Consider the following 9,861-nt stretch of genomic DNA (forward strand, 5'->3'; position numbering starts at 1 on the left):
GCTCGCGGTGATGGAACCCATGGCGTGTCCAAGCGGGGAAGGGGCGGCAGGCGTTGGCTGGGTTGCACCCTGGCTGCAGTGCTGGCCCTGGCCGGCTGTTCTTCCGGGAGCACGACGCCTAGCGCGAGTCCGCCGGGAGGGTCGCCTTCACCGGCACCGGCTTCCCCTGCTCCCGGTTCGAGTTCTTCCGCTACCGGGTCAACCGGCTGGCCGGATAAGGCCTTTACGGACGCGGAGCTTGTGGCGGTCATCAACGGTGTTGGCCAGAGCCGGAACCTGTCGTTCCCTGCGGCACAGGACTCCGAGCGCCAGCGCAGCGGAGCGTCCAGCGGAGCGTTCCCGCAGGTCAGCACAGAGACGGCCCCGCCAGAGTGTGCGGCCTTCGTCCCCCAAAACCCGTTCGTCCGCTGGGCGGACAAAACCGCGAGCTTTGCCGAGGGCATCATGCCCATCGGAACGCCGTCCGGACCCACCACCACCATCATGGTGACTCTCCGCAGTGCAGAAAAAGATGCCATTGCCAAGGCTGATTTTGGCTACACGGACGATCTTGTGTCCACCTGCCACCAGTTTGATGTGTCATCCACCGAGTCGGGACGGACCACAACGTACGCGGTCCAGCTGCTTGACGTTCCGCCGATCGCGGAAAAACAGCACGGCTACATGCAGACCACCAAACCGAAGGGTCCTGGCGACTACGGCATGGTGGGGCTGCGGGTGCTGGCGGGGACCATGTCCATTTCCCTGAGCCTCTCCGTTGCCACGCTTGAGTCGGAGTCGGACGCGAAACCGGCCCTCGACTCCATGGCCGGGCTGGCGAAGGAGCTGATCGACCAGGCCGTGAAGAGGCCTCCAACAGTGGCACCGGCGGCGGAGAACTCCAGGACTCCCGACGACCTGGTTGCGTTAGTTTCAGGCGTCCCGGGGCCGAACGGGAATCCCGTTACCCTTCCCGGCGCTTCGGTCATAGGCCCGGTTCCCGGATTCACCGGAGGCCCTGCCCCCCAGGAGTCGGCGGCTCCGGCTCCCTGCACTTTTGGTGACACGGCGTATTTCGGCTCGCTCACGGGCGCGGTTTTGGGCCAGGGGCAGATCCAGGGTGCCAGCAAGATGGAGTACACGGACTTCAGCGTGATCAGCATGCCGACGGCGGCAGCCCCTCCCTATCCGTTTGATTCCCGGGCCACCGAACTTCGCGAGTGCCAATCGATCCAGGAGGAATTGATGGGCGGCAGTCCACGCCCATGGACTGCGCTCTCCCGCCTGAATGCCGCCCTCACCGCCGACTCAAGCTACGCCGTCGCCTACCAACTTGCCGACGGGACGGGAGAATGGCACGTCCGGGCTGGGGCACGCAGGGGGACGCTGTCGGTAGAGGCCAGCAGCACAATATCGTCGGAAGCGGAAACCCAAGCCACTGCGGACAGGCTGATGGCGTTCTTTGGCAGGGTGTTCGCCAATGCCGGGGTCTAGGGTACGCCGCTGGGCAGCCGGCGCCGTGGTGCTTGCCCTCGCCGCCTGCTCCCCCACCCCGGATGCCGCATCACCGCCCACCTCATCACCGGAGTCTTCAACGCCCGCACCTCCTTCTTCCGCCGCGCCGGGAGCGTTACCGGAAGAGGTCTACGATGACCAGTAGCTCGTGGACATCGCGAAATCGGTGGTGGAGTCACGGAACCTGCAGGGGATGGTGATCGATTCCCGGAGCCTCAGGAGCACGGCAGAAGGATTCCCGGGCCCCGTAAACACCAGCACCACTACACCGGAGAGCTGTTCCGCCGTCCCGCTCGATGCCGGACAGTCCCCGACGTCCACCATCGCGTTTGTGATGAGGAGTGCCGCGAATGACAAGCTGGCCGCGGCTGACTTCAACGGCACCGATGGCCTGATGTCCACGTGCGCCCGCTTTGAACGGGCTTTCACACTGCAAGTACCCGGCGGAGGTGCCGGCGGGATGACCACCACGTTCGAGGTCCAGCTGTCGCCTGCGCCGCCGGTGGGGCAGAAGGCCTACGCAACGGTGCAGAAGGCAAAGGGCCTCGGCGCGGCGGACATGGGTGCGGCAGGGATGCAGGTGCTGGCCGGGACCATCTCCATCGAGCTGGCACTCTCGCTTTGGCCGGTGAACCAGGAGACCACGGCCCGGGCGCTGGATTCGATGGCCGGCCTCGCCCGGGAGCTCATCGACCAGGCAGTTAAGAACCCGCCCAGCTCCCCGCGGCCAATCCCCACCGGCGCCCGAAGCCCTGATGAACTGGCCCGGCTGCTCGCAGGCGTGACGGGACCGGCTGGCACCAAGCTCTATGTGAGCCCCACCGAAGCCCGGACAATCACCCGGGCAGCAGGACCGGTGCCGCTCCCCTCGCGGATTCCGTGCGCCTACGACGACGCCGCGTACTTCGCCGCCCTGGCCGAAGGCGCCACCATGGCGAAGGCCATCGCCTCCACGGAAGACAAAATGATCGCGTTCGATGTGACCGCGGTCAGCATGGGTTCAGCGGTCCAGCAGCCCTTCCCCTTTGACGCCCGGGCTGCGGCCGTCAAGGACTGCACCGCCGTCGAGGCCAACATCATCGGCAAGGGCAAGCTTTCCCTGGACCCCGTAAGGCACGTGGCTGTCGGGATCGAGGGCGACTCCAGCTACGCGTTCAGTTACCAGGTTGCGGACCAACCCGGCCGCTGGTACATAGCCCTCGGCGCCAGGAGGGGCCAGAACTCGGTGGAAGTCAGCACCTCGGCGTGGCGGCCGCTTGAGGAGGACGCCGTGGAAAGTGCCGTCGAAGCCGCAACTGCGGTTATCCAGCAGGCGCTGCGCTAGCGGGAGCCCCCGTCAGGCTGGCCACGACGCGCCCTGCCACGGCCGCAGGGTCCGCGTGGATGTCCACCGAGATGTGGGCTTCGTCGGCTTCCAGCGGTTCCAGCGTTGCGAGCGGTGAAGCGAGCAGGTTGCCGGGCATGTACTCGTGTTTCCTGCTGCTGAGCCGGTCCGAGATGAGCGCAGCGTCCCCGGAGAGGTGAGGACCGCTCCATGGACCCGATGTTCGTCTTCGACGGCAGTATTATGTCGGCGGGCAGGGGCAGGTCCACCATCTGGCTGCTGGAAGACACGGTGTTCAACGGAGTACCCGCTCCCGGCAGGGTAGGAGTTTGCACCCTCAGGGCGGTTCTCTGCCCAACGCCTAAAATGTCAGACCCCCTAGTCATGATGGCTTTATGGGGAAAGCGGCGGTGGTGAAGGCGTTTGAGGACATCAACGCGGCTGTTGCTGTGCTCAGGGCGGAGGCGGTTGGGTGCGGTTCGGAGCCGTTTTCGGCAGCTGACCCGTTGGCCGGGCTGGCTGATGGGTGCCTGGAGATCCTTGCCGGGGCCGCCGGGGTCCAGGCCCGGATAGCGGGTCTGGTGGCCGACGCTGCGGGGACGTACGCGGGCACCGCCCGTGCGGCCGCTCCGCCGGACGCCCCGGTGCAGGCGCAGGAAATGGCAATCGCAGCCGAGATCAGCTGTGTCATGGCCATCGGGGACCGGGCCGCGGGCGCCCTGCTGGCCCGGTCCCACGCCCTGACCAGCTCCCTGCCCCGCACCCTCGCAGCCCTGCACAACGGAACACTCTCCTGGCAGCACGCCACAGTCATGGTGGACGAGGCCGCAACCCTTGACCCCGCTGGCGCCGCCGCCCTGGAAGCCTACTTCCTGGACCAGCACACACCACAACCGGGCAAGGCCGCCGCCATTGGCGAGATGCCGGCGTACCGGTTCCGGGCCAAAGCCCGGACATGGCGGGAACGCCACCACGCCGAATCCATCGAGAAGCGGCACGCCAAGGGTGTGGCTGACCGGCGGGTAGAATACCGGCCGGACCAGGACGGCATGGCCTGGCTCTCCGCCTACCTGCCCGCCCACCACGCCGCAGCGGCCTGGAACCGGCTCACCGCCATCTCCCGCGGAAGGCAGGGACCGGACGAGGCCCGCACCCTGACCCAGCTCCGGGCCGACACCTTCGCCGAAGCACTTCTCACCAGCGGCACCACCAGCGGGGGCAGCGGTACCCGGGCCGAGGTGCTGGTCACCGTGCCGGTATTCTCCCTGATGGGCCTCACGGACGAGCCCGCGGTGCTGGACGGGCACGGCCCCATCCCGGCCTCGATGGCACGGGACCTCGTCGCCGGCGGGGCGGACTCGTTCCACCGGGTCCTGGTTGACCCGCGGGACGGGGCACCGCTGGAAATCGGCCGCACCAGCTACCGGGTAACCAAGGCGATGCGGACCTGGCTCAGGCTCAGGGACGGAAAATGCCCCTTCCCCGGCTGCAGCAACAGCTCCCTGGACAACGAAGCCGACCACCTCCTCGCCTGGCACCAAGGCGGCACCACCGGAATCAGCAACCTGGGCCAGCCCTGCCCAAAACACCACAAACTCCGCCACACCAGCGGCTGGAAACCCACCCCCGCCACCACAACCGGACCACCCGGCTGGACCTCACCCACCGGCCGCCACTACACAAGCGAACACCAAGACTGGGAACCACCCCACTGGCCCCGGCAACTGGAGCCCGTCACCGGCGGCCCGCCGGACCACGCCTGCACCAGGCTCTCCCCAGGAGAAGACGCCCTGGCGCGCATCCTTCACGCCCACGGCTAACAGCACAGCAAAGCTGCCGCAGGGCCATGCCGGCGGCGGCTGGGCTGGTGCGATTGTTCCTGTTCCACCAGAAGGCCCTTGGACTTCAGGCCGTCCGTCAGGTTGCACAGGTCGATGGTGGTTCCACCGGCGTTGTACAGGCTGATGAGCTCGCTGGCCTTCAATGGCTTCGGATGACCTGCTGCCGTCCGGAATGTCTGCCGAACACCGGCTGGCCGTTATCGCGGAACTGCAGTCAGAGCTGACGGAGCTCGGGGAATCGAAGGCGGCACTTGAGGAGCGGCGGGTGAACCTCCTGGCCGCGGCGCGCCGGCTCGGAGTGGACGACTTCGGGCTCGCAGCCCTCAGCGGGCTCCAAAGCGATGCCATCGGCAAATTGACCTGGGGGCTTCAGCCCGATCTTCCCTAGACTTGCGAGTGAACGCTGAAACAGTGAACGCTGAAACTACGCACGAGCAAAGGAGCCAGGAATGAGTGGAGTAGTGGTAGTTGGAGTGGATGGCAGCCCGTCGGCATTGAAGGCCGCGGAAAAAGCGCTGGACCTGGCGAAATCGCTGGGAGCTTCGCTGCACGTGGTGACCGCATTCGACGTCGACCGTTCCGAGAGCTTCGGCGTCGGTTCGGACGAGGTGAGGGTCTGGAACTCCGAGGCCGCCGAAAACGTCGCCAAAGCACTGTCCGATACGCGGCCGGGAGTGGAGGTCACCCACTTCGCCGCCCGCGGCAAACCGGCCGATTCCCTCATCAAGGAGGCCATCCGCCTGGACGCCCGGCTGATCGTGGTGGGCAACCGGAGGATGCGCGGCATCGGCCGCCTCCTGGGCAGCGTGGCCAACAGCGTGGCGCACAACGCCCCCTGCGATGTCTACATCGCCAACACCTACGAGGACTAACCAACACACCCCCGAGGACAAGTCAGCGTACCAGGGATGACAGCCAGCAAGCGGGCGACGACGGGGCCTCCCGCCGTCGCCCGCTTGCTATGGCGGAGTGCGGCGACGTGAGGATGATCCGGCGAGGCTGCCCACGGCGGCATCCCAACGGGGCAGCTCGAAACTGCAGCCCGAACGCCCGGAAGGCGGGGACACGCCGGGCCATCCTCAAGATTTGCGAAGTTTATCCTGTCGGTAGATAAACCCTCTTCCCATGGCATTGCGGGCTGCCTAGGGTTGCTTCACAAGCACACCAAGGGGGACCCATGAAAAGCTCAAGCAATGCCCTGCCAGAGACCGTATCCGAGGACCCGCAGCAGCAGCCGAGCCCTGAACCGGAGGGCCGGCAGCGGACCGTGGCCGAGTGGACGGGCGAACTCCTGCTCGGAATCCGGCAGCCGGTGCAGTTCCGCCTGGCCGACTGGCCCTAGTTAATTCCTCGGCAAAACCCGCCCGCAACACTCCACAGTGCGGGCCACCTGGATCACCGGTATGACTTCGAAAGCCATGCGCCCAACACGGCCAGCGCACTAACCCAGGTTGTTACCCGCCGTTTCCGGCCCGCACAGCCCTTCAGGGAAACCCGCCTAACTCGAGGCGTCCTTTTCGATTTCCTCAGCGAGCTCGTCCACCGCTTCCGGACGCAGGTCGATGCCCGCCTCTTCGAAACGCTCCTCCAGCACGTGGCTCACCTCATCCTGCACGTGGCCAAGGCGGATCTCGTCACGGACCTCGTCCGCGATGCTTTCGGCAGTCTCAACGCCGTCAACCTCCGCCGCGCCGTCGTCGTCGAAAGGGGCACCTGCGGTATCAGCTCCGGAGTCAGTCATACCCAATCGTTGCCGGTTGCAGGTGGAGAGGTCAACAACCGGTCCACCCGCCCAAGGCAAAGCGGACGACGGCGGGGCCTCCCGCCGTCGTCCGCTTCCGCCTACCGCAGGACGACTGTGCGGTTGCCCAGCAGCAGGATCCGGCCCTCGCAGTGCCAGCGGACGGCATTCCGTAGCGCCACGCACTCGGCATCCCGGCCCACGGCCACCAAGTCATCGGCGGTGTAGGTGTGGTCCACCTCGATGACCTGCTGCGAGATGATCGGGCCCTCGTCCAGTTCCGCGTTGACGTAGTGGGCAGTGGCCCCCACGGTCTTGACGCCGCGCTCGTACGCCTGGTGGTAGGGCTTCGCGCCCTTGAAGCTCGGCAGGAACGAGTGGTGGATGTTGATGGTCTTGCCCGCCAGCCTGGCCGAAAGCTGGTCGCTCAGGACCTGCATGTAGCGGGCCAGGACCACCAGTTCCACGTCAAAGGCGCCCACGAGCTCCAGGAGGCGCGCTTCGGCGTCGGCCTTGGTGTCCTTGGTGACCGGCACGTGGAAGAACGGGATGCCGTGCCACTGGACCAGGCCCTCCTGCTCGCGGTGGTTGGAGACGACGGCCACGATCTCCACCGGAATGTCCCCGGTGCGTGCCCGGAACAGCAGGTCGTTGAGGCAATGCCCCATCTTGGACACCATCACCAGCACCCGGCGCTTCCGGCCGTGCGGTTCCAGCTGCCAGTTCATCTGCCACTTCTCCGCCACAGGGGCGAAGCCGCTGCGGAGGTCTTCAGTGCCGGCGGGCTGCCGGAGAGGCTGCCCGGCAGGCTGCCCACCAGCCGGCGAACCGGAGGAAAAGTGCACCCGCATGAAGAAGTGCCCCTGCGCCTTGTCGCCATACTGCTTGATGTCGATGATGTTGCACCCCTGCTCCAGCAGGAACGCGGAAATCGCGTGGACAATCCCGGGCGATTCAACGCAGTCAACCGTCAGGACATGTTCGACGGCGGCAGCCGGGTCAGGTGCCCCGGCATCGGTTCCGGGGGTGGCGGCGGGAGTGCTGGGCGGCAGTGTGGTGGCCGTGCTCATTTCTGCACCTTCTCGAGTTCCCTGGCCTTGGACGTTTCCGCTTCCTGGGCAAGATCGGCCTGGAACTGTGCGTAGCGGGCCAGGTGGGCCGGGCGGCGGCGGATGGCAAGCCACGCCACGGCCAGGATGATGAACCAGACCGGCGTGACCAGCAGCGCCAGCAGGGTGTCCGGCTGCGTTGTCAGGGCCCAGAGGACGAAGCCAAAGAACGCGAACACCACCCACACCATCGGGACGCCGCCGGGCATCCGGTACTTGGATGACTCATGCAGGTGCGGGCGGCGGCGGCGGAACGCGATGTAGCTGGCCAGGATGATGGACCAGACGAACACGAAGCAGACGGCGGAGACGGTGGTCACCATGTCGAAGGCCTTGCCGATGTCCTGGCCCGCGTACATCAGCACCACGCCGGAGAGCAGCAGGACGCAGGAGAGGAAGAGGGCGTTCTGCGGGACCTTGCGGCGTGACAGGGCGCCGAAGGCCGAGGGCGCGTCGCCCTCCTGGGCAAGCCCGTACACCATGCGGGAGGTGGAGTAGATGCCGGAGTTGGCCGAGGACATGGCGGAGCTGAGCACCACCAGGTTCACCACGGTGGCTGCGGCGCCGAGGCCGGCCAGGGAGAACATGGCGATGAACGGGCTGTGACCGGCCTGGAACTGGGTCCAGGGGGTGACGGACATCAGGACGATAAGGGCGCCCACGTAGAAGAGCAGCACGCGGATGGGGATGGAGTTGATGGCCTTGGGCAGGTTCTTCTCCGGGTCCTTGGCCTCGGCTGCGGTGGTGCCCACCAGCTCGATGCCCACAAACGCGAACACCGCAATCTGGAAGCCGGCCACAAAACCCATGAACTCGTTCGGGAACATGCCGCCGTGGTTCCACAGGTTCGTGAAGGTGGCAGGGCCGGCGTCGGACTGGAAGCCCGTCAAGATCATGAACATGCCCACGATGATCAGCGCCGCGATGGCGATGATCTTGATCAGCGCGAACCAGAACTCGGTTTCGCCGAACGCCTTCACGGTGACGAGGTTCAGGAGCAAGAGGATGGCCACGGTGGCCAGGCCCGGGATCCAGAGCGGCAACCCCGGCCAGAGCTCCTTGGAGTACCCGGCGATCGCGATGACGTCCGCGATGCCGGTGATCACCCAGCAGAACCAGTAGGTCCAGCCTGTGAAGAACCCGGCCCACGGGCCCAGGAGGTCGGCCGCGAAGTCGCTGAAGGATTTGTAGTTCAGGTTGCTCAGCAGCAGTTCGCCCATGGCCCGCATGACGAAGAACAGCATGAAGCCGATGATCATGTAGACAAAGATGACGGACGGCCCGGCGGCGGAGATGGTCTTGCCGGAGCCCATGAACAGGCCTGTGCCGATTGCGCCGCCAATGGCGATCAGCTGGATGTGCCTGTTGCTGAGTTGCCGCTCGAGATGCGGCTCCTGGCGGGAAGTAGTGGATTTAGTGGTCACGTGCTGCTCCTCGAATCAATGCTGGCTGGAGTGCTGCGGAAGGGGATGCCTGTTCCGGCGCTGTGTGGACGCCATAGTCCTGCGCCGAAGCAAGGCTGTTGAAGCTGTAAAGGTGGATGCCGGCGATGTTGTCCGGCTGTGTTTCCAGCCCGGTGATCAGGCTGCCTGGCGAGTAGCGGTCCCCGCTCAGGAGTTTGCGGGCCAGCGGGCCCTTGCGGCTGAGGAATTTCAGGGAACTTCCGACGCCGATCTGCGTGGCGAGTGCCACGAGCTTCGTCCGCGGGACGGATCCAGCCACGCCTGCCCACAGGGGCAGGCGTACGCCTTCGCGGCGCAAGAGTGCCGCGTAGTCATGGATTTTTCCCGCGTCGAAGCACATCTGGGTGACCACGTGCGAGGCCAGGTGCTGCTTGGCCAGCAGTGCGTCCAGCAGGTCCAGGGGGCTGGCCAGCGGATGGCCCTCCGGGTAGCCGGCCACCCCGGCCCGCATGGTCCCGCCGGTGTACTGGGCGATGTCTTCCAGTACCGGAAGGGCGGAGTCGTAGGTGCCGGCGGCCTGTTTCCGGTCGCCGCCGATGACGAACACCTCACCGATGCCGCCGGCGTTGCAGCCACGGATGATCTCGGTGAGCTCGGCACGGCTGCGGATGCTGCGCGCGGCCAGGTGCGGGACCACGGTGTAGCCGAGGTCTGCAGCCTCCACCGCGGTGCGCATGGTCCGCTCGATGCCGTGGTGCGGCAGACACGTGACGCTGAGCGTGGTGGTCCGGGGCACCAGGGCCTGGACCTGCTCAATGATTCCTTCGGAAGGGATGATTTCGATTCTGATGGGGAACATCATTGGTCCTGTCTATGCATCAGGTTTCTTTGGGTGTCAGCTCTTCGCTGCGGCTGGGACCCTCAGGCCGTGGCTGCGAGCAGTGAGCTG

Annotated in this window: 12 protein-coding genes; 6 read left to right on the plus strand and 6 right to left on the minus strand. The window is 66.3% G+C overall.

Annotated features, from left to right (window positions below; all coding sequences use genetic code 11):
* The first annotated feature begins 240 nt into the window (after nt 1–240).
* Nucleotides 241–1,473: a hypothetical protein gene (locus tag FHJ30_RS16995; protein ID WP_240793746.1), complete on the plus strand. Its 1,233-nt coding sequence runs from the start codon at nt 241–243 to the stop codon at nt 1,471–1,473.
* Between the two features lie 169 nt (nt 1,474–1,642).
* Nucleotides 1,643–2,818: a hypothetical protein gene (locus FHJ30_RS17000; RefSeq protein WP_139030443.1), complete on the plus strand. Its 1,176-nt coding sequence runs from the start codon at nt 1,643–1,645 to the stop codon at nt 2,816–2,818.
* Here the strand turns inward: FHJ30_RS17000 and FHJ30_RS17005 are convergent.
* Complete coding sequence (locus FHJ30_RS17005; protein WP_179997646.1) at nt 2,796–2,957, minus strand: hypothetical protein; 162 nt, start codon at nt 2,955–2,957, stop codon at nt 2,796–2,798. The genes FHJ30_RS17000 and FHJ30_RS17005 overlap by 23 nt on opposite strands.
* A gap of 256 nt (nt 2,958–3,213) precedes the next feature.
* Here FHJ30_RS17005 and FHJ30_RS17015 point away from each other — a divergent pair, with 256 nt between their 5' ends.
* On the plus strand, nt 3,214–4,638 hold the full coding sequence (locus FHJ30_RS17015) for an HNH endonuclease signature motif containing protein (protein ID WP_139030445.1): 1,425 nt from the start codon (nt 3,214–3,216) through the stop codon (nt 4,636–4,638).
* Here the strand turns inward: FHJ30_RS17015 and FHJ30_RS21750 are convergent.
* Nucleotides 4,635–4,802: a hypothetical protein gene (locus tag FHJ30_RS21750; RefSeq protein WP_240793747.1), complete on the minus strand. Its 168-nt coding sequence runs from the start codon at nt 4,800–4,802 to the stop codon at nt 4,635–4,637. The genes FHJ30_RS17015 and FHJ30_RS21750 overlap by 4 nt on opposite strands.
* On the opposite strand from FHJ30_RS21750, the gene FHJ30_RS17025 reads away from it, so the two are divergent.
* From FHJ30_RS17025 to FHJ30_RS21425, 3 genes are all read left to right on the plus strand, one after another.
* The gene (locus FHJ30_RS17025; protein WP_139030446.1) at nt 4,802–5,047 is read left to right on the plus strand and encodes a hypothetical protein; all 246 of its coding nucleotides are present in this window, start codon (nt 4,802–4,804) and stop codon (nt 5,045–5,047) included. The two genes, FHJ30_RS21750 and FHJ30_RS17025, sit on opposite strands and share 1 nt — an antisense overlap.
* Nucleotides 5,048–5,108: 61 nt before the next feature.
* The gene (locus FHJ30_RS17030) at nt 5,109–5,531 is read left to right on the plus strand and encodes a universal stress protein (RefSeq protein WP_139030447.1); all 423 of its coding nucleotides are present in this window, start codon (nt 5,109–5,111) and stop codon (nt 5,529–5,531) included.
* A gap of 305 nt (nt 5,532–5,836) precedes the next feature.
* Nucleotides 5,837–6,001 (plus strand): hypothetical protein, encoded by a 165-nt coding sequence (locus FHJ30_RS21425; protein WP_171059111.1) that lies wholly within the window; start codon nt 5,837–5,839, stop codon nt 5,999–6,001.
* 156 nt (nt 6,002–6,157) lie between these two features.
* On the opposite strand, the gene FHJ30_RS17035 is transcribed toward FHJ30_RS21425, so the two are convergent.
* From FHJ30_RS17035 to FHJ30_RS17050, 4 genes are all read right to left on the minus strand, one after another.
* Entirely contained in the window at nt 6,158–6,400 is a 243-nt protein-coding gene (locus tag FHJ30_RS17035) for a hypothetical protein (RefSeq protein ID WP_139030448.1), read from the minus strand.
* A 101-nt stretch (nt 6,401–6,501) separates the two neighbouring features.
* A complete protein-coding gene (gene purU / locus FHJ30_RS17040; protein WP_139030449.1) occupies nt 6,502–7,470 on the minus strand; it encodes a formyltetrahydrofolate deformylase in 969 nt (322 codons plus the stop codon).
* Nucleotides 7,467–8,933: a D-serine/D-alanine/glycine transporter gene (gene cycA, locus FHJ30_RS17045; RefSeq protein WP_139030450.1), complete on the minus strand. Its 1,467-nt coding sequence runs from the start codon at nt 8,931–8,933 to the stop codon at nt 7,467–7,469. The genes purU and cycA overlap by 4 nt, the downstream gene beginning before the upstream one ends.
* On the minus strand, nt 8,923–9,774 hold the full coding sequence (locus FHJ30_RS17050; protein ID WP_139030451.1) for a methylenetetrahydrofolate reductase: 852 nt from the start codon (nt 9,772–9,774) through the stop codon (nt 8,923–8,925). The genes cycA and FHJ30_RS17050 overlap by 11 nt, the downstream gene beginning before the upstream one ends.
* Nucleotides 9,775–9,861 lie beyond the last annotated feature (87 nt).

It is taken from the genome of Arthrobacter sp. BB-1 (genome assembly GCF_006151685.1).
Lineage (GTDB): Bacteria > Actinomycetota > Actinomycetes > Actinomycetales > Micrococcaceae > Arthrobacter.

What these genes read in the sequence shown, in the direction of transcription:
- FHJ30_RS17005 (WP_179997646.1), bottom strand. Translation starts at nt 2,957, where the DNA reads ATGCCCGGCAACCTGCTCGCTTCACCGCTCGCAACGCTGGAACCGCTG.
- purU (WP_139030449.1), bottom strand. Translation starts at nt 7,470, where the DNA reads ATGAGCACGGCCACCACACTGCCGCCCAGCACTCCCGCCGCCACCCCC.
- FHJ30_RS17030 (WP_139030447.1), top strand. Translation starts at nt 5,109, where the DNA reads ATGAGTGGAGTAGTGGTAGTTGGAGTGGATGGCAGCCCGTCGGCATTG.
- FHJ30_RS17035 (WP_139030448.1), bottom strand. Translation starts at nt 6,400, where the DNA reads ATGACTGACTCCGGAGCTGATACCGCAGGTGCCCCTTTCGACGACGAC.
- FHJ30_RS21425 (WP_171059111.1), top strand. Translation starts at nt 5,837, where the DNA reads ATGAAAAGCTCAAGCAATGCCCTGCCAGAGACCGTATCCGAGGACCCG.
- FHJ30_RS17015 (WP_139030445.1), top strand. Translation starts at nt 3,214, where the DNA reads ATGGGGAAAGCGGCGGTGGTGAAGGCGTTTGAGGACATCAACGCGGCT.
- FHJ30_RS17025 (WP_139030446.1), top strand. Translation starts at nt 4,802, where the DNA reads ATGGCTTCGGATGACCTGCTGCCGTCCGGAATGTCTGCCGAACACCGG.
- FHJ30_RS17050 (WP_139030451.1), bottom strand. Translation starts at nt 9,774, where the DNA reads ATGATGTTCCCCATCAGAATCGAAATCATCCCTTCCGAAGGAATCATT.